A 21,229-nucleotide genomic window follows, 5' to 3' on the forward strand; every position below is an offset into this window, starting at 1 on the left:
CCGAGGAGACACAGACATGAGCACACTGGCAGGCAGGACCCTGGTGATGTCAGGGGGAAGCCGCGGGATCGGACGGGCCATCGCCCTGCGCGCGGCGCGCGACGGCGCCAACGTGGTGCTGCTGGCGAAGACGAGCGAGCCGCACCCGCGGCTGCCGGGCACCGTGCACACCGCGGCGGCCGAGATCGAGCGGGCCGGGGGAGCGGCACTCGCGGTGGTCGGCGACGTCCGCGCCGACGACGACGTCCAGCGCGCCGTCGACGCGGCGGTGGAGCGCTTCGGCGGCATCGACATCGTCGTCAACAACGCCAGCGCACTCGACCTGCGCCCCACCCGCGACGTCCCGATGAAGAGCTACGACCTGATGCAGGACGTCAACGCGCGCGGCACCTTCCTGCTCAGCAAGCTCGCGATCCCGCACCTGGAGCGCAGCGACCGAGCCCACATCCTCACGCTGTCGCCGCCACTGGACCTGCGGCCGCGGTGGGCCGGCGGCTACCTCGCCTACACGATGGCCAAGTACGGCATGAGCCTGGTGACGCTCGGCCTGGCCGAGGAACTCCGCGAGGCCGGCATCGCCGCGAACTCCCTGTGGCCGCGCACGACGATCGCCACGGCGGCGATCGCCAACCTGCTCGGCGGCGACGCGGCGACCGAACGGGCCCGCGTGCCCGCGATCGTGGCCGACGCCGCGCACGCCGTGCTGGTCCGCGACAGCCGCTGCACGGGCAACTTCTTCCTGGACGAGCAGGTGCTGGCCGAGGAGGGCGTCACGGACCTGGACCACTACCGCGCCGGTGACGGGCGGCGACCGCTGGAGGCCGACCTGTTCCTCGAACCGCTGGAGGAGTCCCGGTGAGCCTCGTCGACTACCACTGCACCGACCGGGTCGCGCGCATCACGCTGTCGAACGGGCGGCGGGGAAACCCTGTGCACCCGCAGCTGGTCGACGCGCTCGCCGAGGCGGTGCGCCGGGCGCGCGCCGACGACGCGCACGTGGTCGTGCTCTCCCACGAGGGCACGGCGTTCAGCGTCGGCGGGGACGTCGCCGCGTTCGCGGCCGCGGACGACACCGAGCGCCTGGTCGACGACCTGGCGGAGGACCTGCACCGCGTGGTCGGTGAGTTGCACCGGATGAACGCCGTGGTGGTGTCGGTGGTCGCCGGGACCGCGGCGGGCGCCGGGGTGGCGCTGGCCGCCGCGGCCGACCTCGTGCTGGCGGGTGCGTCGGCGCGGTTCACGCTGGCCTACACCAAGATCGGCTTCTCGCCGGACGGCGGGACCTCGCTACTCACGGCCTCGCTCGGGCTGCACCGGGTGCTGCGCCTGGCGTTGCTGAACCCGGTGGTGACGGCCGACGAGGCGCTGGCGATGGGCCTGGTCGCGCACGTGTTCCCCGACGCCGGGCTCGGCGCCGGGGTGGAGGAGGTCGTGCGGCGGCTGCGGGCTGGTTCGCGCGCGGCGCAGGTCGCCGCGAAGCGGCTGCTGCGCGAGACCGCCACCCCGGGGGAGGAGTCGGCCCTGCGCAGGGAGTCCGTCTCGATCAGGGCCCGTGCGGCCAGCCCCGACGGCCGGGAGGGCGTGGCGGCCTTCCTGGCCAAGCGCACTCCCTCGTTCCCCGGCGACTGAGCGGGCAATTCATCCACTGTGGATGGTGTGGAGCACCCGGTCCCGCGGAAACTGTCCCCCTGAGTGGACTGTGCTCGCGCGCAACGCCTTCGTAACGTCCCGGTCAGCGGTGCCGGTTCGAACCGAGGAGGAAGGCACATCATGCGTGTGAGCGAGTCGCTGGTCATCAAGGCGGATCCGACGGCCGTGTGGCGGATCGGCGGGGACACGGCCAACATCGCGGACTGGGTGCCCGCGATCGAGAAGTCGCACCAGGTGGACGATCTGCGCTACGCCACGTTCGCGGGTGGCGGCGGGGAGGCGGTCGAGCGGATCGTCGAGCACGACGACGCGGGCCGCAGCTACGTGTACGAGTACGTCTCCGGGCCGCTGGCCCTGCGCGTCTACCGCTCGCGGTTCGCCGTCCGGGACCACGCCGAGGGCGCAGAGGTGCTGTGGGACGCCGAGTTCGAGGCCTCGGCCGCCGACGAGGAACCCGCGCTCGCGGAGGCGATCCGCGACATCTACCGGTCCTCGTTGCTGGCGCTGGCCGAGCGCGTGTAGCCGGGGCGCGGGTGGTGCGGACGGGCTCCGCGCCACCCGCCCGCCTCAGTGCGCCCCGGTGTCGCGCAGGGCGATGGCGAGCTCGGTCCGGTTGCGCAGTCCGGTGATCGCCAGGATCCGGGTGACGTACTTCTTCACGCTCGCGGGGTGCAGCTGCAGCATCGCGCCGATCGTGGCGTTGGACAGCCCGTCACCGACCAGGCGCGCGACGTCGGCCTGACGCGGCGACAGCCGGGACAGCACGGCGTCGTCGCCCGCCGCGCTCTCGGGCAGCCCGCGGGCGATCTGGGCCAGCGGCCCCGCCAGCAGGCGCAGCGAGGCGGCCTCGTGCGTGCCGATCCGGCCGGGGTCGCGGTCGAACAGACCGACCAGCGCCTTGCGCCCCCGGCACACGTCGAGGTACATCGCGGTCGCGGACTCGATGCCGTGCCGCTGCAGGTAGTCGGTGACGTACAACCGGTTCTCCTGGGTGCCGCCGTTGATCTCGCCCAGTGTCGACACCCGCGTGTCGATCATCGACCGCAACGCGCGCGGGGTGGAGAAGATGTCGTGCTGGAACCACAGGTCCTGGTACTCCGGCAGCATGTGCCGGGTGATGCCGACGATCGTGGGGCTGGGGTCCGCGCACGCGAGCTGCGCGGTGCGTCCCACGAAGAACGTGGCCGACCGGACCCGGTAGACGTCCGCGAGCGCGCCCGTCAACGCCGCCTTGAACGCCGCCAGGTCGGTCACGCCGTCGACCCGTTCCAGCACCCGGAAAGCGAGCTCGTAGCGGCGCAGGTCGCCGTGTGGCTCACGCGCGAGAGTCGGCATCGTCGCCTCACCCGTTCGATGGTCTCGAGAAACCTGCCACCGCCAGTATCACCGATGACGGCCGGTGTGTCCGGCTGGGAAAGGACGTCACCCTACGCCCGCGCGAGCGGGCCGCCCAGTCACCCACGGGGGACAGCTCCCTAACGCGCCACTGTCACCTTTGGAGGACTCGCCGCGGCGGGGGCCCGGTTCCTAGCGTCGGTGACACCCCTCACCGCCGAGGGGAACCCGAACGACTGCAGGAGCTCAGCATGCTCAACGGCAAGTACGTGATCGACGCGGTGGTGCACTCCTACAACCTCGATCCCGGTAACCACGCCGTGCCCCGCAACGCGCAGGGCATCACCGACATGATCTTCGGTGTGGTCGCCGGTTCCGGGCCGGACTACGAGCTCTCCCGCGAGCAGTACGTGCGCGACTGGGACGTCGACGAGACCGTGTCGACCCTGTTCCTGGAGAGCGACACCGACTTCGCGATCTACCACCCGGTGCCCATCGGCGCCTACCACGACGGCCTGGTGTCGGTGGACAAGGCCGCCGAGGTGCTGGCCAAGTACCCGACCCGGTTCCTCAGCTACGCCACCGTCGACCCGATGGCGGGGCAGGCCGCGCTCGACGAGCTGGAGCGGCAGGCCGAGCTGCTCTCGCCGATCGGGCTCAAGCTCTACCCGTCGTCGTGGACCGCCGAGGGCAAGCACCGGCACTTCCGCATGGACGACGAGGAGATCGTCTACCCCGTCTACGAGAAGGCCAAGCAGCTGGGCATCTCGACGGTGGCCGTGCACAAGGCGGTGCCGCTCGGGCCGGTCCCGATGGACCCCTACCGCGTCGGCGACCTCGACGGCGCCGCCGCCGAGCACCCCGACCTGAACTTCGAGATCGTCCACGGCGGTGTGGCCTTCGTCGAGGAGACGGCGTGGATGCTGGCGCGCTTCCCCAATGTCTTCGTCAACCTGGAGACCCTCAACATCATCTGTGCCAAGCGGCCCGACCAGTTCGCCGCCGCCGTGCTCGGGATGGCCGCCGCGGTGGGTGACCACGTCTACGACCGGTTGTGGTGGGGCACCGGGCACATGGCCTACCACGCCAGGCCCTGTCTGGAGGCGTTCGAGGCGTTCGAGTTCACCGAGCAGGATCTGGCGCGCGCGGGCCAGTTCGCGCCGGTCTCGCAGATCACCGACGAGCACAAGGCCAAGATCCTGGCCGGAAACTACGCGGCCACCCTGGGGCTCGACCTCGGCACGATCTCGGCCGGCACCGCCTCCGACGAGCTGGCAGCCCAGCGCGCCGAGGGGCTGCGGGCGCCGTGGTCGACCAGCCGCACGCCGATCAAGGCCGGGGCGTGAGTCATGACCATCACCGAGATCGCCGTGCCCGAGCAGGTCGGCGAGCGGGTGCTGACCGCTCTGCGTGAGGTCGTGGACCCGTGCAGCGTCGCCGCCGCGACGCCGATCGACATCGTGGAGATGGGCCTGGTCGACCGCATCGAACCGGACGGTGAGGACGGCGTCGCGATCCGCCTGTCGCTCACCACGCCCTCGTGCATGATGCTCGGGCAGCTGCTCGACCAGATCGACCGGCACGTCAGTCCAGTGCTGGGCCGCCGCCCTGAGGTGACCCTCGACGACGGGATGACCTGGACGCCGGAGCGGATGACCGGCAACGCCAGGGCGATCCGTGAGGCCAGGCGCGAGGTCCTGCTGTCGCTGTTGCCCGCCCGCCGCGGCGACGACTGAGGCCATCGACACCACCGGCCGGCCGGAGCCGCACCGGCCGGCCCCAGAACAGGAGAGCGATGTCCGGCTACGACGACAAACCCTGGCAGGCCCGGTACGCCCCCGGGCTGCCCCGGCACGCCGAGCCGGGGCAGCCCGACGCGGTGAGCATGTTCCGCGCCACCGTGGCGCGCGACCCCGGCGGGGACGCCATTCGCTACTTCGGCAGACACCTCACCTTCGCCGAGCTCAACGAGCTGAGTGACGCCTTCGCCGCGGGCCTCGCCGCCGACGGGTTCCGGCCCGGTGACCGGGTGGCGCTGTATGTCCAGAACATCCCGCAGTTCGTGATCGCCCAGCTCGGCACGTGGAAGGCGGGCGGGATCGCGGTATCGGTCAACCCGATGTACAAGCGGCGCGAGCTGGCCGGGCTGCTGCGCGACTCCGGCGCGACCGTGCTGGTGTGCCTGGAGTCCCTGTACCGCGACGTGGCGGCCGCCGTGCTGCCCGGTACGGACGTGCGCCGGGTGCTCACGACCTCCGAACTGGAGCTGAGGGTCCGCGACGAGCCGAGGGTGTTCGCCGGTGTCGAGCGCGTCGCCTGCCAGGGAACGACCGACCTGCTGCGGTTCCTGGCGCGACACCGCGGTCAGGCCGCACCCTCGGTGACTCCGCGCCCCGACGACGTCGCGTTGCTGACCTACACGTCCGGGACGACCGGTCCGCCGAAGGGTGCGATGACCACGCACCGCAACGTCGTCTTCAACGCCACCACCTACCGTGACTGGGCCGGGCTCGGCCCGGACGACGTCGTGCTGGGCGTCGCGCCGCTGTTCCACATCACCGGACTGGTCGCCTGCATCGCGGTCACCCTGCTCACGGGTGCGCCGCTGGTGCTGATGTACCGGCTCGACCCCGACCTGACGCTGGAGACCGTCGAGGCGGAGGGCGCGACGTTCACCGTCGGCTCGGTCACGGTGTTCATCGCGCTGACCACCGCCGCCGCGGCGGGGCCTGGGAAACTGGCGTCGCTGACGAAGATCTTCTCCGGCGGGGCCCCGATCCCGCCGGGCACCGTGCAGCGCTTCGAGAGCGTCTTCGGCCACTACATCCACAACATCTACGGCCTGACGGAGACGACCTCGCCCTCGCACGCCGTGCCGCTCGGTACCCGCGCGCCGGTGGATCCGGTGTCGGGTGCGCTGTCGGTCGGGGTTCCGGTACCGGGCACCAGCGTGCGGATCGTGGGGGAGGACGGCCGCGACCTGCCGGTGGGGGAGCTCGGCGAGATCGTGACCGCGGGGCCTCAGGTGAGTCCGGGGTACTGGAACAAGCCGGACGAGACCGCGCGGGCATTGCGCGACGGCGCGTTGCGCACCGGCGACGTCGGCCACATGGACGCCGAGGGCTGGTTCTACGTGGTGGACCGGATGAAGGACCAGATCAACGCCGGCGGGTACAAGGTGTGGCCGCGGGAGGTCGAGGACGTGCTCTACGAGCACCCGGCGGTCCGCGAGGCCGCGGTGGTGGGCGTGCCCGACGAGTACCGCGGCGAGACGGTCAAGGCGGTGGTCTCGCTGCGGCCAGGGGCCGGGGTGACGCCGGATGAGCTGACCGAGTTCACGCGCGAGCGGCTGGCGGCCTACAAGTACCCGCGCGCCGTGGAGATCGTGGACGAGCTCCCGAAGACCGCGAGCGGCAAGATCCTCCGGCGGCAGCTGCGGCCCCCCGCGAGTCCGATGTAGCGCGGGAAGCGGTCAGGATCGTTCGACCACAGTGGACTCGATGTCTTCCAGGCTGAGCTTGCTCGTCTCGGGCACGAAGAACGTCGCGAGCAGGAAGGCCAGCAAACCCATCACCGCGAATCCGAAGAACACCGGGCCCCTGCCGATCTCGATCAGCACGGGGAAGAGCAGGCTCACCACCACGCTGGTCGCCTCGGTCATGAACGTCGCGACGCCCATGGCCGTTCCCCTGATCCGCAGCGGGAACATCTCGCCGAGCAGGACCCACACGATGCCACCCCAGCTCAGCGCGAAGCCCACCTGGAACATCGCGAGCCCCGCGACGGCGACGTAGCCGCCGGCCCCACCGGAGCTCAGGCCGCCGGAGGCGACCCCGACCGTCGCCATGCTCGCGGCCATCAGCAGCGCACCGAACATCAGTGGCTTGCGCCTGCCCAGCCGGTCGACCACGAAGAACACCATGACGGCGGTGGCGAGCAGGCCGAGGATCGAGAAGCCGAGGTTGGCGACGATCGCCCCCGAGTCGCCGAACCCGAGGTTCTTCAGGATCGTCGGCGCGTAGTAGGTCACCGTGTTGATGCCGATGAGCTGCTGGAACACCCCGAGCCCGATCCCGGTCAGCACCAGCCTGCGGGCTCGCGGAGTGCGCCAGAGCGTGCGCAGGCTGATCCGCGTGCGCGACTCGGTGGCCCGCCGGATCTCGGCGAGCTCGGCGTCGACCTCGGACGGGTCGCGGTTGCTCGCCAGCACGAGCCTGGCCTCGTCCTCGCGCCCGCGCTTGACCAGCCACCGGGGACTTTCCGGCAGGAAGAAGACCCCGGCCAGCATCAGGATCGCGGGGAACGCGCCGATGACGAACATCCAGCGCCAGGCCTCCAGTGGTCGCAGGAGCACACTGACCACACTGGACGACAGCACGCCGATGGTGATCATCAGCTGGAACAGGCCGGACAGCGAGCCCCGCGACCTGGCCGGCGCGATCTCGGAGATGTAGACGGGGATCGTCGCCGTGGCGATGCCCACCGCGACCCCGAGCACCAGGCGCGCGGTCACCAGCACCCCGGTGGCCGGAGCGATTCCCGCGCCCAGTGCGCCGAGTCCGAACAGGACGGCCGCCAGAGCGAGCATCGCGCGGCGGCCGTACCGTTCGGACAGCGGGCCCACGACCAGCGCGCCGAGCATCGCCCCGGCGAGGGCGGCGCTCACGACCAGTCCGACGAGCACCGGACTCAGTCCGAGCTCCGGCCCCGCGAACAGCAGGGCGCTGGCCACGATGCCGAGCTCGTAGCCGCGGATGGCCCCGCCGAGTGCGCCGATGGAGTATCCGAGCGCGCCGAGGCCGCGTGGGGCTCGCCGCCTGCTCGTGATGGTCATGGTCGTCTCCCGCTGCCGTGGACGGATCGGGTCAGGGACGGAGCCTGGTCACCGCGTCGTTCGCCGCGCGCACCCTGGCGGCGTCGGGCTTGAGCACCCGCCGGTCGTAGGTGTAGAGCCCGTTCACCTGCACCTCGGCGTCCTCGAACAGGTTGTAGTTGGCCGCGGCCAGTCCTTCGGACCTGGCGAACTCCGCGATCTGCCCCATCGCCGTCACGTAGGAGTCGGTCAGTGCGGCGAGGTCGGGCACGTCGACGTTCGGCTCCGAGGCGCCCGGGCTCCACTCATGGCCGGGGACCGCGATCCCGAACGCGCCGAACTCGCCGATCATGGCGGCGCGGCCGTCGGTGGGCCGCGGCACCGGACCCGGGTACGGCACACCGAGGTTGTGCCGGTCGAGAACGTCGCCACCCTCGTAGCCGCACTCGCACACGTTGACGCCGCTCATGGCGTTGACGATGCGGGTCGGGTCCCACTGCTTCGTCTGCTCGGCGACCGCGGCGATGTCGAACACGCCCCAGCCCTCGTTGAACGGGATCCACATGATGATCGACGGATGGCTGCGATGGGTGTCGATCATGCGGTGGAGCTCGTGCAGCAGCACCCGGCGGCCCGCCTCCGACGGCGGTGGCACGGGGACCTCCGGTTCCGGTGGCTGCCTGCCGGTGCCGGTGTTGGGCATGTCCTGCAGGACGAGCACGCCGAGGCGGTCGGCCCAGTAGTACCAGCGGTCAGGTGCCACCTTGACGTGCATGCGGACGGTGTTGAACCCCAGCTCCTTGGCGCCCTCCAGGTCGAACCGCAGCGCCTCGTCGGTGGCGCCGGTGTAGCAGCCGTCCGGCCAGAACCCTTGCTGCAGCGTGCTGAGCGGGAAGATGTACTCGCCGTTGAGCAGGAACCGCTGGTGCCCGCTCACCTCGCCGAGCGCGATCGACCGGATGCCGGTGTAGGCCTCGACCCGGTCGACGGCCGCGTCGTGGTCGTGCTCAGGGACCATCGCGGCCACGACGTCGTAGAGGAAGGGGTCGGCCGGTGACCACGTCCGGGGCGACTCGACGGGGATCGTCAGCGTGGTGTTCGGGGCGCCGGTCACCGAGCCGACGACGGTGCCGCCCTCGCGCAGCTCGACCCGCACGAGGTGACCGTCCGGGTTGGCCACCCTCGCCGAGACCGTCACGGCCGTGTTGTCCTGAGTGGAGCCCAGATCGAGTTGGCCGATGTGGACACTCGGTACCGGCTCCAGCCAGACGGTCTGCCAGATCCCGGACGACGCGGTGTAGAACAGCCCCTCGGGCACGTTGTGCTGTTTGCCGATGGGCTGGATGCCGTCCTCGGTCGGGTCCTGCACGGCGACCACGAGCTCCTGCTCCCCCTCCGGCGCACCCGAGCGCCCGGTGCGCAGCGCGCCGGTGACGTCCAGGCTGAACCGGTCGTAGCCCCCGGCGTGGGTGCCCACCTCCGTGCCGTTGACCCACACGGTGGCGTGGTAGTCGACGGCGTCGACGTGCAGTAGCAGCCGCTCACCCCGCGTGGCGCCCACCCGCCAGGCGTGCGGGACGACGAACCGGCGCCGGTAGAACATCCGGTGCTCGTTGCGCATGATCCCGGACAACGCGGACTCGACCGGGTACGGCACGAGGATCCGCTCGGGCAGGTCGCGTCCGGTGGGTGCGGCCTCGCCGATCCCGGCCGCGCCGAACTGCCAGACGCCGTTGAGGTTCAGCCAGCGCGGGCGCCGGAGCTGGGGGCGCGGGTACTCCGGCAGCGCGTTGTGCGGGGAGACCTCCGCCGTCCACGGGGTGGTCAGGCGCGGTCGCTTCGGGCGCCAGCCGGTCTCGGTCGGCTGCGCGGTCGCGGTCGCCGGTGCGCTCGCGTGGGCGCCGCCGCCCGGCGCGAGCAACGCGGCCGCGGTGAGCGCGCCGGTGGCGCCCGCGTTCCGCAGGAAGGCGCGCCTGCTGGCGCCACGGGATCGGTCGGCACTGGAGGTGTCAGACATGCTGGTGCACCCTCTCTCGGCGGGGATCGGTTCGTGGGGCGGCGCTCACCAGAAGGCGTCGCGCGGCTGGCTGCGGTCCTCGGTGGCGACGAGGACGTCGATGAGCATCTCCTGGAGAGCGACGCGGTCGCGCAGGAACGCCGTGTCGTCCCAGCGGTTCACGAGCTCGTCGGGGTCGGTGTCGAGGTCGTAGAGCTCGCCGGTGCGGTCTCTGCCGGTCGCCGGATCACCGTGGTGGACCACGATCTTCCAGCGGCCCGTGCGCAGCATCGTGGTGTGCACGGCAGGGTCGTAGGGATGCCCGCTGTTGCGGTACTCGCACAGCGCCCAGCCTCGCCGTGGTGCGTCCTGCTCGCCCGTGGCCAGCGGGAGCAGGCTCTGCCCCTGTGCGGCGGGAAGTCCGTCCACAGTGGCCGCGTCGAGCAGTGTCGACGGCAGGTCGAGCCACTGCACGAGGTCATCGCGCCGCGCGCCCTCCGGCAGGTGTCCCGGCCAGCGCAGCACGAGCGGCACCCGTACGGCGGGCTCGTACATCATCGGGCCCTTGAGCATCAGCTGGTGGTCACCGAGCATCTCGCCGTGGTCGCTGGTGAAGACCACCAGTGTGGTGTCGGCGAGCCCCTGCTCCTCCAGGGTGTCCAGCACCCGGCCCACCTCGTCGTCGACGAAACTCACCATCGCGTAGTAGGCCGCGCGGGTCTGCCGCAGCTCGTCGGCGGTGTAGTCGGTGTAGCCCCGTTCGTGCCCCGCGTAGGACTCACGTGAGGCCTCCCGCAGGATGGCGGGCTTGACGTCCAGCTCGCCCTCACACGTGACCGGCGGGGCCAGCTCCTCGGGGCGGTAGCGGTCGAGGTACTCCTGGGGTGCCCCGAAACCGTGGTGCGGGTCGAAGAAGTTCGCGATGAAACAGAACGGCTTGCCGTCCTCCCTCCCGCTGGTGAGGAACTCGACCGTCTCGTCCCCGATCCACCTGGTGTAGTGCGCCTCGGTGGGCAGCTCGTCGAAACCGAGCGGATCGGCGGGATCCAGTGCCCTGGCGTGGAGTTGCGGCCACGCCGCACTGAGCCACCGGTGGTACTGGTTCTCCGACGAGCCTGGGTAGGGATCGTGCGCCCAGCGGAACACGCGGAAGCCGTCGTCGAGTCTGGGTTCGGTGCGGCCCGCGAAACAGGCCGACAGATGGAACTTCCCGGCCAGGCCGGTGTCGTATCCGGCGTCGGCGAGGTCGCGGGTGAACAGGCGGGCGTGCGGGGACAGGCCGACGCCGTTGGCCCACAGGCCGTGCGAGTGGACGTACTGGCCGGTCATCAAGCTGGCGCGAGAGGGCGCGCAGACCGGGCTCTGGACGTAGCAGTTCTCGAACAGCACGCCCTGTGCGGCCAGCCGGTCGATCGCGGGTGTCTCGATCTCGGCGTTGCCCGCCGCGCGCAGGGCGTTGAACCGCTGCTGGTCGGTGCACAGGATCAGGATGTTGGGACGATCCCGGGCCGCGGCATCGTCGGTGGTGTCGGGCATGATCAGTCCTCCTCGAACGTCACGCCGCCGGCCGTGACTCTCGGACCGGACGGGCCGTGATCATCGATGCGAGGCAATTTACAACGTTGTAGAAGACGCGTAAAGCCCTCGCCGCGAGACGGAGCCGGTGGGGATGTGCCCTAGCGGCGGGTGCTCTCGCGGGCGACGACGGTGAACTCCGCCGAGACCGCGAGCGGTGGACCTGCCTCGAGACCGTCGGCCGCTGCGTCGATGCGCCTGGTCAGCGCCGCCACGGCGGAACGCGCGATGCCTTCCTTGTCCGGGGCGACGGTCGACAGCGTCGGTGTGGTCACGCGGCTGGCGGCGATGTCGTCGATGCCGATGACGGCGACGTCCTCCGGCACCCGGTATCCCCGGGCTCGTGCGGCGCGCATGGCCGCGAGGCCGAGGTCGTCGTTGAAGCAGAACAGCCCGTCGACCCCGGCGGCGAGCAGGTGCTCCACCGCGGCGGCGACGTCAGCGGGCCCGTCGGTCGGCGGGAAGGCGATGAGTTCGGGCGTGAACGAGTGGCCCGCGGCCTCGATCGCCTCGCGGTAGCCGTCGCGCCGCAGGTCCATCACGACGGCGCTCACCGAGTCCCGTGGCGGCATCACCAGGCCGATCCGGGCGCATCGGCGTTCCAGCAGGTGCTCGGTCGCCGCCCGCGCCGCCGCGCGGCTGTCGATGCCCACGCTGTCGGCGGTCTCGTGCAGGCGTTCGCCGAGCAGTACCAGCGGCGTGCGGTCCCTGCGCGTGGTCAGATCCGTACTGGTCAGGCGCCACGGGCACAGGATCACGCCGTCGACGAAGTCGGCGTGGAAGCCCTCGGTCAGCCGGTGCTCGCGGTCCGCGACGCCGTCCGTGCAGTCGATGAGCACGGTCAGCGACCGCGACTCGGCCTCCTTGACCAGCAGCTGTGCGAGTTCGGCGAAGTAGGCGTTGCGGATCGAGGGCAGGCCCACCGCGATCATCCCGGACCGGCCGCGCCGCAGATTGCGCGCCGACACGTTGGGCCGGTAGTCGAGCTCGCGCAGCGCGGCCTCGACCTTGGACCGCGTCGCGGCCGACACGAACTGGTAGCCGTTTACGACGTTGGAAACGGTCTTCACCGACACGCCCGCGAGTTGCGCGACGTCCCGCAACCGACTGCCCACAACGCCAACCTTCGATCCGTGACCTCGATATCTGCGGCAACTCTACAAGCCCCGCGCGATCGGGCCGGCCGTCCGCGTGCCGCCCGGGGTTCACTGGTCGCACCAATCGTGATCGAGTTTCAGCTCACAGTTCGAAAACCTTTCATGATCCATCCGCCTTGGTTACCTTAGGCAAGGCTAAGCACACTCGTGGGTGAATTCCCTGTGCCGCCGACCGGCCGACCGAGTGTTCGGTCGGGCCGATGTCGGTGTTCGTCTTCGAAGAAAGAGGTCTATCCGGTGCGCTCACGTCGCCTGCGGGCGGGAGTCGTTGCCACTGCCGCCGCACTGGTTCTCAGTGCCTGTTCGTCCACGGACGGGGGTGACGACACCGACTCGGGTTCGGGCGGGTCCTCCGGGGACTCCTTCCCGGTGATCATCGACCACGCCTTCGGCTCGACGACGATCGAGGAGCAGCCCGAGCGCGTCGCCGCCGTGGCGTGGAGCAACCAGGAAGTCCCGCTCGAGCTCGGCATCGTGCCCGTGGGCATGGCGAAGGCGAACTTTGGCGACGACGACGGCGATGGCGTGCTGCCGTGGGTCGAGGCGAAGCTCGAGGAGCTGGGCGCCGAGACCCCGGCGCTGTTCGACGAGACCGACGGCATCGACTTCGAGGCCGTGTCCGACACGCAGCCCGACGTCATCCTCGCGCCGTACTCCGGGCTCACGGAGGAGGAGTACACGACGCTGAGCGAGATCGCCCCCGTGGTCGCCTACCCCGAGACGGCGTGGGGAACCTCGTGGCGCGACAGCATCACGATGAGCAGCAAGGCGCTCGGCCGGGCCTCGGACGGCGAGGCGATGATCGCCGGCATCGAGGGCCAGATCGAGGAGATCACGGCGAAGTACCCGCAGCTCGAGGGTAAGTCCGCCATGTTCATCACCCACTTCGACACCACGGACCTGAGCCAGATCGGCTTCTACACCACGCACGACACGCGCACCGAGTTCTTCACCGACCTGGGCATGACCATGCCGGACAGCATCGCCTCGGCGTCGGAGGGCACGGACAAGTTCACGTTGCGGCAGAGCGCCGAGCAGATCGACACCTTCAACGACGTGGACGTCATCGTCGGCTACGGCGACGACGAGGTGGCCGCCGCACTGGCCGCCGACCCGCTGATGTCGAAGATGCGGGCGGTGGCCAACGACTCGGTGGTCATGCTCTCGGGCGACTCGCCGGCGGGGACCGCGGCCAACCCGACGCCGATGTCGGTGTCGTGGGTGCTGGAGGAGTACGCCGGGCACCTCGCCGAGGCCGCCGACAAGGTCAAGTGAGCACCTCGATCGAACCGAACACCCCGGGCGCCGCCGTCGTGCGGCGCTCGGGCCGTGTTCGGGCTTTCTGGTTGCTCGTCGTCCTCGCGGCACTGTTCGCCGCGATGGTGGCGTCGGTGGTGGCCGGGGTCCGCGTCGTGTCGATCGACGAGGTCCTCGCCGGGGTCGGCGGTGCGGCCGACACGCTCGCCGAGGCCGCCGTCGCGCAGCGCGTGCCGCGCACGGTGCTGGCGGTGCTCGTCGGTGCGGCCCTCGGGCTCGCGGGTGCCGTGATGCAGGGCGTGACCCGGAACCCGTTGGCGGATCCCGGAATCCTCGGCGTGAACATGGGCGCCTCGCTGGCCATCGCGACCGGCATGGTCTCGTTCGGACTCGTCAGCGCGGCGTCGCACATCTGGGTCGCGATCCTGGGCGCGGCGGTGGCCGCGGTGTTCGTCTACGCCGTCGGCTCGCTCGGCAGGGGCGGCCCGACCCCGCTCAAACTGGCGCTGGCCGGTGCGGTCACCTCGGCCGCGCTGGCCTCACTGATCAGCGCCGTCATCCTGGCGCGCAACGACATCGCGGCGACCTTCCGCTCCTGGCAGATCGGCGGCGTGGGGGGCGCGTCGTTCGACCGCATCTCGCAGGTGCTGCCCTTTCTCGCCGTGGGCGCGGTGGTGTGCCTGCTCGCCGCGCGCGGCCTGAACTCACTGGCACTGGGCGACGACCTGGCCGCCGGGCTCGGCGAACGGGTCGCGCTCATCCGGCTCGGCGCGTCGTTCGGCGCGGTGGTGCTGTGCGGCGCGGCGACCGCCGCGGCGGGCCCGATCGCGTTCGTCGGCCTCGTGGTGCCACATCTGTGCCGGTTGCTGATCGGGGTGGACCATCGGTGGCTGCTGCCGTTCTCGGCGCTGGGCGGCGCCGTGCTGCTGACCGTGGCCGACGTCGTCGGACGGCTGGTGGCCAGACCGGAGGAGCTCGACGTCGGCATCATCACCGCGTTCGTCGGCGCCCCATTCTTCATCTGGATCGTCCGCAGGCAGAAAGTGCGTGCACTGTGACTCTCACCGCCACCGTCGACCTCGTCGTCAGGGCCAGGGCGCGGCGATCCCTGCGCAGGCGCGTCGTGATCGGGACGCTGTCGGTCCTCGTCCTCGTGGCCATCGCCGTGTCGCTCATGGTGGGGCAGCGGTTCTACCCGCCGGGCGACGTGCTCGCCGTGATCTTCGGCGAGCGGGTCCCCGGAGCGTCGTTCACCGTCGGCCGGCTGCGGTTGCCACGCGCCGTGCTGGCGCTGCTCGTCGGTCTCAGCTTCGGGCTCGGCGGCGTGACGTTCCAGACCATGCTGCGCAACCCGCTCGCGAGCCCGGACCTGATCGGCATCAGCGCGGGCGCCAGTGCCGCCGCGGCGTTCGCGATCGTCACGTTCTCGCTGTCCGGGGTGGCCGTCGAGGTCTTCGCGGTCACGGCGGGACTCGGCGTCGCGCTGCTGATCTATGTGCTGTCCTACCGGGGCGGTGTGGCGGGCACCCGGCTGATCCTGGTGGGCATCGCCATCGCCGCGATGCTGGACAGCGCGATCAACTGGGTGCTCAGCAGGGCGGGGGAGTGGGACCTGCAGCAGGTGCTGCGGTGGCTCACCGGCAGCCTCAACGGCGTCGGCTGGTCCGACGTGGTGTCGGTGCTGTGCGCCGTCGTGGTGCTCGGCCCGCTGTTGCTCGCGCAGACCCGCCGCCTGGCCACCATGCAGCTCGGCGACGACGCGGCGTCGGCTCTGGGCGTGCGCCTCGACGTCACCAGGGTCCTCGTGATCGTCAGCGCCGTCGGGCTGATCTCGTTCGCGACCGCGGCGACCGGGCCGATCGCGTTCGTCGCGTTCCTGTCGGGTCCGATCGCGGCCAGGCTCGTCGGGCCGAGCGGCTCGCTGATGATCCCCGCCGCACTCGTCGGTGCGCTACTCGTGCTCGTGGGCGACTTCACCGGGCAGTTCCTGCTGGGCGAGCGGTATCCCGTCGGCATCGTCACCGGGGTGCTCGGGGCGCCGTACCTGATCTATCTCATCATCCGCACCAACCGTGCCGGAGGCTCACTGTGACCACCACCCACACGCTCGCGGTGGAGAAGCTGACCATCGGCTACGGCGAGCGCACCGTCATCACCAACCTCGACCTGGCCATCCCTCCCGGCGAGATCACCGTGATCGTCGGTGCGAACGCCTGCGGCAAGTCGACCCTGCTCCGCTCGATGTCGCGGCTGCTCGCGCCTCAGTCGGGCCGGGTGCTGCTCGACGGCAAGCTCGTGCACCGCACGTCGGCCAAGGAACTGGCCCGCGTGATGGGGCTGCTCCCGCAGTCGCCGCTGGCGCCGGAGGGCATCACGGTCTCCGAGCTCGTCGGCCGCGGCAGGCACCCGCACCAGGGAATCCTGTCGCGCTGGAAGACCGAGGACGACGTCGCCGTGGCCGCCGCGCTGGAGGCGACCTCGACCGTCGAGCTGACCGACCGCGCCGTCGACGAGCTCTCCGGCGGGCAGCGCCAGCGCGTCTGGATCGCGATGGCACTGGCCCAGCAGACCGACCTGCTGCTGTTGGACGAGCCGACGACCTTTCTGGACGTGAGCCACCAGATCGAGGTCCTGGACCTGCTCACCGACCTGAACCGCGATCGCGGCACCACCATCGTGATGGTGCTGCACGACCTGAACCTGGCGGCCCGCTACGCCGACTACCTCATCGCGCTGGCCGACGGCGGCCTGCACGCCGCGGGCAGCGCCGAGGACGTGCTGACGGCCGACACCGTGCGCACGGTCTTCGGGCTCGACTGCCAGGTGATCGAGGACCCGGTCTCGGGACGGCCGCTCATGCTGCCGATCGGCAAGCACCGGGTCCGGGCCGCCCAGCACGACGGCTGAGCACCCGAGAGGCTGGGCGGACCACCGGCCCGCCCAGCCTCTCGGCTCACCGGCTCAGCGCCGTTCGATCCAGATGTTGCGGAACCTCGGGTTCTCACCGGGATCCCCGTGGTCCTGCAACCGGATCGCGCCCGGCGCGGGGCCCTCTGCCTGGCCCGCGCCGGTCTTGCCGTCGATGGCCACGTCGTCGTGCACCACCCTGCCGTTCCACTTCAGGGTCACCCGCGCGTCCTCGACCTTGGCGCCGTCACTGTCGAAGCGTGCCGCCGTGAACTCGATGTCGTAGGTCTGCCACTGGCCCGGCGGCCTCGCCGCGTCCACGTCCGCGGCCTTCTTCGTGTAGATCGCGCCCGCCGAGTCGAGCTCCGGCGCTTCGATCCCGAACGACTCCAGCACCTGGATCTCGTAGCGTTCCTGGATGTAGACACCGCTGTTGCCGCGTGCCTGCCCGGTGATCTCCGGCGGGTAGTGCGGCTGGTACCACTCGACGTGCATCCTGAAGTCGTTGAACTTCTCCTTCGTGCGGATGTCACCGCCGAAGGACTCCACCGACCCGTTCTCGACCGGCCAGGTGGCCGGGCCGCCGTCGACCGACTCGAAGGCGTCGAGATCGTCGCCGTCGAACAGGGTGATGCGTTCGGTCGGTGTGACGGTGATCTTGTCGAGGTTCACGTGGCCCTCGTCGTCCGGCTCGTGGACCCAGGCGATGGTGTTGGCGCCGCGCTTCAGTGGCACCGACTCGACGTGGGTCGCCCAGTTGTTCCAGGCGCCCGTGCTCGCCAGCCACACCTGCTTGACCTTGGTGCCGTTGACGTAGAGGCTCATCGACTTGCTCATGGGCTCGGGGTGGTCGGGGTTGGTCCCGTTCGCGTACCGCAGCGCGATGTCGTGGCGTCCCTTGCGACCGGCCTCGACGGCGAACGTCGTGCTGGCGCCCGGATCCCAGTTGCGGTCGACGAATCCGGCTCCGGAGAACCCGGTGTGGTTGGTGTTGAACCCGGTGCCGCCCGCCAGCTGGGCCGACTCGGCCTCGTACTCGGCGGGCGCCTCGGTGCCGTCCGCGAGGCGGTTGAGCGTGTACCAGGCCTCGGTGCTCCACAGCTCTTCGCCGGACTCCGCGGCGAACGGGCGAGGGGAGTGCACGTACACGACCCGGCCGGGGCGCAGGCCGTCGAGCTTCAGCGTGACGGTCTTGCGGTCCTGGGACAGCGTCGCCGAGTTCACCGTGAGGGTCTGTTCGTCGACCTTCGGCCCGCCGTACTGCGGTGTGGCCACGTACCGCCACTGTTCGGCCTCGTACTTCTGCGCCAGGTCCCGCGCGGTCTCCTCGGACAGCGGCTGGGTGTACTCGAGCTCGAAGCCGCCGTCGATCGCCCGCATGCCGCGGATGTCGAACGCGTTGTTCTCACCGGGGGTGAGCTTCTGGAGGCCGAACTTGAGCTTGCCCTCCTGACCCCAGTTGCCGGTTGAGCCGATGCCGCCGGTGTAGATCGCGCCGTCGGGGCCGAGTGAGATTCTGCTGACCCCGGCCTCGAGGCCCTGCGTCATGCGGAAGACCGCGCCCTGGTATTCGCCGCCGATCTTCTCGAGGTCGGCCCGTTGCAGCCCGCCGTAGGTGACGTCGCCGAACACCATCTGGCCCTTGAACTGGCCCTTGGGCAGCACCAGCGGGTTGGTCGGGGAGTTGGAGATCTCGCCGTGCGGCAGCCAGAGCACGGGCTCGGTCACCGGCTTGCTGTCGTAAGGGCCGTCGGGATTGGTGTAGTGGTTGAAGAAGCGGTCCTGCTTGATGTGCATCAGCTTCGACGTCGGCAGATAGGCGCCCTGGTTGTCGGTGACGAACACGTCGCCCTCCGGACCCCAGCCGAGACCGTTCGGCGTGCGCAGTCCACCGGCCACATAGGACACGTCGCCGGTGTTCTTGTTGATCTTGAGGGTGGAGCCGCGGTTGGGCACCGGCTGCGGGTCGGCCGTCTGGCCGCCGGGGATCATCGCGATGCCCGTGCTGACGTAGAAGTGTCCCGCGCGGTAGAGCAGCCCGAACGCGAACTCGTGGTAGTTGCCGCCGAACGGCCAGGTCGCGATCTCGCGGTACTCGTCGGTGACCTCGTCGCCGTCCTCGTCGACGAGCGCGGTGAGCTGGTGCTTCTCCGACACGTACAGGGTGCCGTCGACGTACTTGATGCCCATCGGCTCCCGCAGGTCCTGCGCGACCCGCTTGAGGGTCACCTGCGAGGCGTCGGTGGTGCCGGTGACGTTGTCGAGCAGGTACACCTCACCCTTCACGCTCTCGCGCTCGCCGCCCCACGTGGAGATGGCCATCCGGCCGTCCGGTAGCCAGTCCATGCCGGTGACCTGGGGCTCGAAGCCGTCGGGGCGCAGGTTCGTCAGCGTGAAGTCGGGGTGCACGTCGACGAGCGGCAGCCCGTCGCCGGGCGATTCGGCGACGTCCTCGCACGACTTGCGGCCGGGGGAGGTCACGCGGGTGACGTCGGCGTCGGTGCTCAGCGCCGTGGTGGGCACGACCGTGAAGCCGTCGGTGCCGGGCGGCTGCCACTCCAGCGTCAGCTGCTGGTCGAAGTCGCCGTCGAAGTGGTCGATGCGCAGCGGGTGGGCGCCCGGCTCCAGGTCGATGAAGCCGTCCTTCGGCGTCGCTCCGTGGCGTCCGGGGTGGTCGATCACCTCGGTGTCGCCGAGGAACAAGCGGGCGCCGTCGTCGCTGGTGAGCCGGAAGTCGTACCGGCCGGCGGTCTCGACGTTGAGGTAGCCGGTGACCTCGGTGACGAACCGGTCGGCGATGCCGAAGTCCTCGGTGCTCCGCCAGTCGATCGTCGGCATCAGCTTGTCGATGTTGGGGGTCTGGCCGGGCTTGAGTGTGCAGTAGTCGGTCAGGGGGACCTGAACGTCGAACACCCGCATCGTCACGCCCGGTTCCTGGGGTGGGATGTCGGACTGCGCCGTAGCGGGCGCTGGAGCTGTGACCAGCATGAAAGCGCTTACCGCAGTGAGTAGGGCGACGAACTGCCGCATGGACGTTCCTCCTCGGGGCAGAACGAGGCGCGCGCTCCGGTGCGCGACGACCGCGTGGTGTCACAGTGAACGGTCGATTTCGCACGAAAGTCAACGAAACCGGACTGGATTGCACGAAAGTCCCACCGCTGAGCGCAACGCCGCTCGTACTTTCGGCCTACCACGCGGATCGCGCCGTCGGGGCTCAGTGCACGAGCGTGATCCAGTAGTCCCAGAACGCCTGCAGCACGAGCGCCGCGATCACCACATACCACGCGACGACGAGGGCGACATCGACGCGGGCCAGCGCCGCCGCCGCGCGCCGGGTCCGGTCGTGGCGGCGGAGCGTCTCGACCGTGGTGAGGACGAAGAGCGGGACCACGGCGATCCAGACGGCGAGGCAGTACGGGCACAGGGCGTGGATGTCGTACAGACTCGCCCCGATCAGCCAGTGCACGAACCCGGCCCCGAACGTGGTGCCCGCCTGCAGGCCCCACTGGAACCACCGCGGCAGCCGGGCTCCGGCGAGCAGAACGACGCCGACCGTGCTCACCACGGCGAACCCGGCGATGCCGAGCAGCGGATTGGGAAAGCCGAACGCCGACGCCTGCGGGCTCGCCATCACCGTGCCGCACGAGATCACGGGGTTCAGCGAGCACGACGGCACGTGGTCGGGGTCGGCCAAAGTCGCGAGCTTCTCCAGGGTCAGTGCCACCGCAGCGACGAGGCCGAGGGTGCCGCCGAGCAGGTAGGTCAACCCGAGGCGGCGAGTCGGGTGTCGACCATCCACAAAGGTCACGGGTTCAACCGATCGTCCAGTAGAGAGCGAAGTTCCGCGGCGACATCGGCGTAGCTGCTGCCGGCCGGCTCGAACCTGGTGCCGTCGACGAAGATCGTCGGCGTGCCGGTGACGCCCGCCTCGCGCCCCGCGGCGAGGTCGGCCTCGATGCGGCTCCGGACCTCGTCGGAGGTGATGTCGCGTCGGAAGCGTTCGACATCGAGGCCCGCCGTACGGGCGTAGTCGTCGAACAGCGCGGCCGCCCGGCCGGTGTCGTCGCTGACGCTCTGCCCGCCGGGCGCCAGCGCCCACCCGGTGAAGTTGTCGTACAGCGCGCGGTACATCTCCGCGAAGCGGCCTTGCAGCGCCGCAGCCTCGGCGGCGGCCGCCGCCTGTCTCGCCAGCGGGTGCGCCTGCAACGGGAAGTTGCGGACCACGAAGGTGATCCGGCCCGCGTAGTCCTCTTCGAGTTGCCGGGTGATGCCGGAGTAGTACCCGGCGCAGGCGGGGCACTGGTAGTCGAGGAACTCGACGATGGTCACCGCCTCGTCTCCCGCGTCGAGCACGGTGTTGGCGTCGGGGCCGCGCAGCGAGTCCGGGGTGACGTCGTCATCGCCGCGCTGCGTGAGCAGCACGCCGCCGAACACGAGCGCGGCGACCACGAGCACCACGAGGGTGATGAGCACGTTGGGGGACAGCCTGGATCGGGCCGTGACGGGGTTGCGCGTCGTCCGGGTCATCGTCGGGGTTCC

At 70.6% G+C, this 21,229-nt stretch carries 18 protein-coding genes; 10 read left to right on the forward strand and 8 right to left on the reverse strand.

Annotated features, from left to right (window positions below):
- Positions 1-16 precede the first annotated feature (16 nt).
- The 3 genes from JHE00_RS25135 (at position 17) to JHE00_RS25145 (ending at position 2,172) form a co-directional block, all read left to right on the forward strand.
- Positions 17-859, forward strand: coding sequence for an SDR family oxidoreductase (locus JHE00_RS25135; protein ID WP_200322451.1), 843 nt, complete (start codon positions 17-19; stop codon positions 857-859).
- Entirely contained in the window at positions 856-1,629 is a 774-nt protein-coding gene (locus tag JHE00_RS25140; protein ID WP_200322453.1) for an enoyl-CoA hydratase/isomerase family protein, read from the forward strand. The genes JHE00_RS25135 and JHE00_RS25140 overlap by 4 nt, the downstream gene beginning before the upstream one ends.
- 141 nt (positions 1,630-1,770) lie before the next feature.
- The gene (locus JHE00_RS25145) at positions 1,771-2,172 is read left to right on the forward strand and encodes an SRPBCC family protein (protein WP_200322455.1); all 402 of its coding nucleotides are present in this window, start codon (positions 1,771-1,773) and stop codon (positions 2,170-2,172) included.
- 45 nt (positions 2,173-2,217) lie between these two features.
- On the opposite strand, the gene JHE00_RS25150 is transcribed toward JHE00_RS25145, so the two are convergent.
- Complete coding sequence (locus tag JHE00_RS25150; RefSeq protein ID WP_200322457.1) at positions 2,218-2,985, reverse strand: response regulator transcription factor; 768 nt, start codon at positions 2,983-2,985, stop codon at positions 2,218-2,220.
- 251 nt (positions 2,986-3,236) lie between these two features.
- Here JHE00_RS25150 and JHE00_RS25155 point away from each other — a divergent pair, with 251 nt between their 5' ends.
- The 3 genes from JHE00_RS25155 to JHE00_RS25165 are packed head-to-tail and all read left to right on the forward strand — an operon-like array spanning position 3,237 to position 6,445.
- Complete coding sequence (locus JHE00_RS25155) at positions 3,237-4,331, forward strand: amidohydrolase family protein (protein ID WP_200322459.1); 1,095 nt, start codon at positions 3,237-3,239, stop codon at positions 4,329-4,331.
- A 3-nt stretch (positions 4,332-4,334) separates the two neighbouring features.
- On the forward strand, positions 4,335-4,721 hold the full coding sequence (locus JHE00_RS25160) for a metal-sulfur cluster assembly factor (RefSeq protein ID WP_200322466.1): 387 nt from the start codon (positions 4,335-4,337) through the stop codon (positions 4,719-4,721).
- Positions 4,722-4,780: 59 nt separating this feature from the next.
- Complete coding sequence (locus tag JHE00_RS25165) at positions 4,781-6,445, forward strand: class I adenylate-forming enzyme family protein (RefSeq protein WP_200322468.1); 1,665 nt, start codon at positions 4,781-4,783, stop codon at positions 6,443-6,445.
- A gap of 12 nt (positions 6,446-6,457) precedes the next feature.
- Here JHE00_RS25165 and JHE00_RS25170 read toward each other — a convergent pair whose 3' ends face one another.
- From JHE00_RS25170 to JHE00_RS25185, 4 genes are all read right to left on the reverse strand, one after another.
- Positions 6,458-7,819, reverse strand: coding sequence for a sugar porter family MFS transporter (locus JHE00_RS25170; protein WP_200322470.1), 1,362 nt, complete (start codon positions 7,817-7,819; stop codon positions 6,458-6,460).
- Positions 7,820-7,850: 31 nt separating this feature from the next.
- Positions 7,851-9,815 (reverse strand): glycoside hydrolase family 2 protein, encoded by a 1,965-nt coding sequence (locus JHE00_RS25175; protein ID WP_200322472.1) that lies wholly within the window; start codon positions 9,813-9,815, stop codon positions 7,851-7,853.
- A 45-nt stretch (positions 9,816-9,860) separates the two neighbouring features.
- A complete protein-coding gene (locus tag JHE00_RS25180; protein WP_200322474.1) occupies positions 9,861-11,330 on the reverse strand; it encodes a sulfatase-like hydrolase/transferase in 1,470 nt (489 codons plus the stop codon).
- 140 nt (positions 11,331-11,470) lie between these two features.
- Positions 11,471-12,484 (reverse strand): LacI family DNA-binding transcriptional regulator, encoded by a 1,014-nt coding sequence (locus JHE00_RS25185; RefSeq protein ID WP_200322476.1) that lies wholly within the window; start codon positions 12,482-12,484, stop codon positions 11,471-11,473.
- A gap of 411 nt (positions 12,485-12,895) precedes the next feature.
- Between JHE00_RS25185 and JHE00_RS25190 the strand changes: the two genes are divergently transcribed.
- From JHE00_RS25190 to JHE00_RS25205, 4 genes are read left to right on the forward strand one after another with little or no spacing between them, the layout of a single operon-like run.
- The gene (locus JHE00_RS25190) at positions 12,896-13,801 is read left to right on the forward strand and encodes an iron-siderophore ABC transporter substrate-binding protein (RefSeq protein WP_307832093.1); all 906 of its coding nucleotides are present in this window, start codon (positions 12,896-12,898) and stop codon (positions 13,799-13,801) included.
- Entirely contained in the window at positions 13,798-14,841 is a 1,044-nt protein-coding gene (locus JHE00_RS25195) for a FecCD family ABC transporter permease (RefSeq protein WP_307832094.1), read from the forward strand. Before JHE00_RS25190 ends, JHE00_RS25195 begins: the two co-directional genes overlap by 4 nt.
- Positions 14,838-15,875 (forward strand): FecCD family ABC transporter permease, encoded by a 1,038-nt coding sequence (locus tag JHE00_RS25200; protein WP_307832095.1) that lies wholly within the window; start codon positions 14,838-14,840, stop codon positions 15,873-15,875. Before JHE00_RS25195 ends, JHE00_RS25200 begins: the two co-directional genes overlap by 4 nt.
- Positions 15,872-16,690 carry an ABC transporter ATP-binding protein gene (locus JHE00_RS25205; protein ID WP_200322480.1) on the forward strand — a complete coding sequence of 273 codons (819 nt, stop codon included), beginning with the start codon at positions 15,872-15,874 and terminating at the stop codon, positions 16,688-16,690. The genes JHE00_RS25200 and JHE00_RS25205 overlap by 4 nt, the downstream gene beginning before the upstream one ends.
- A 54-nt stretch (positions 16,691-16,744) precedes the next feature.
- Here the strand turns inward: JHE00_RS25205 and JHE00_RS25210 are convergent, their stop codons facing one another.
- From JHE00_RS25210 to JHE00_RS25220, 3 genes are all read right to left on the reverse strand, one after another.
- Positions 16,745-19,720, reverse strand: a complete 2,976-nt coding sequence (locus JHE00_RS25210; protein WP_200322482.1) for a 3-keto-alpha-glucoside-1,2-lyase-like domain-containing protein — start codon at positions 19,718-19,720, stop codon at positions 16,745-16,747.
- Positions 19,721-19,904: 184 nt separating this feature from the next.
- Positions 19,905-20,498 carry a vitamin K epoxide reductase family protein gene (locus tag JHE00_RS25215; RefSeq protein WP_307832096.1) on the reverse strand — a complete coding sequence of 198 codons (594 nt, stop codon included), beginning with the start codon at positions 20,496-20,498 and terminating at the stop codon, positions 19,905-19,907.
- A complete protein-coding gene (locus JHE00_RS25220; RefSeq protein WP_200322484.1) occupies positions 20,495-21,217 on the reverse strand; it encodes a DsbA family protein in 723 nt (240 codons plus the stop codon). The genes JHE00_RS25215 and JHE00_RS25220 overlap by 4 nt, the downstream gene beginning before the upstream one ends.
- Positions 21,218-21,229 lie beyond the last annotated feature (12 nt).

This window comes from Prauserella cavernicola (assembly GCF_016595675.1).
Lineage (GTDB): Bacteria > Actinomycetota > Actinomycetes > Mycobacteriales > Pseudonocardiaceae > Prauserella_A > Prauserella_A cavernicola.

Bases quoted from the DNA above. Each gene is read 5' to 3' on its own strand.
- JHE00_RS25135 (WP_200322451.1), top strand. From the start codon at position 17: ATGAGCACACTGGCAGGCAGGACCCTGGTGATGTCAGGGGGAAGCCGC.
- JHE00_RS25145 (WP_200322455.1), top strand. From the start codon at position 1,771: ATGCGTGTGAGCGAGTCGCTGGTCATCAAGGCGGATCCGACGGCCGTG.
- JHE00_RS25150 (WP_200322457.1), bottom strand. From the start codon at position 2,985: ATGCCGACTCTCGCGCGTGAGCCACACGGCGACCTGCGCCGCTACGAG.
- JHE00_RS25155 (WP_200322459.1), top strand. From the start codon at position 3,237: ATGCTCAACGGCAAGTACGTGATCGACGCGGTGGTGCACTCCTACAAC.
- JHE00_RS25160 (WP_200322466.1), top strand. From the start codon at position 4,335: ATGACCATCACCGAGATCGCCGTGCCCGAGCAGGTCGGCGAGCGGGTG.
- JHE00_RS25165 (WP_200322468.1), top strand. From the start codon at position 4,781: ATGTCCGGCTACGACGACAAACCCTGGCAGGCCCGGTACGCCCCCGGG.
- JHE00_RS25170 (WP_200322470.1), bottom strand. From the start codon at position 7,819: ATGACCATCACGAGCAGGCGGCGAGCCCCACGCGGCCTCGGCGCGCTC.
- JHE00_RS25175 (WP_200322472.1), bottom strand. From the start codon at position 9,815: ATGTCTGACACCTCCAGTGCCGACCGATCCCGTGGCGCCAGCAGGCGC.
- JHE00_RS25180 (WP_200322474.1), bottom strand. From the start codon at position 11,330: ATGCCCGACACCACCGACGATGCCGCGGCCCGGGATCGTCCCAACATC.
- JHE00_RS25210 (WP_200322482.1), bottom strand. From the start codon at position 19,720: ATGCGGCAGTTCGTCGCCCTACTCACTGCGGTAAGCGCTTTCATGCTG.
- JHE00_RS25220 (WP_200322484.1), bottom strand. From the start codon at position 21,217: ATGACCCGGACGACGCGCAACCCCGTCACGGCCCGATCCAGGCTGTCC.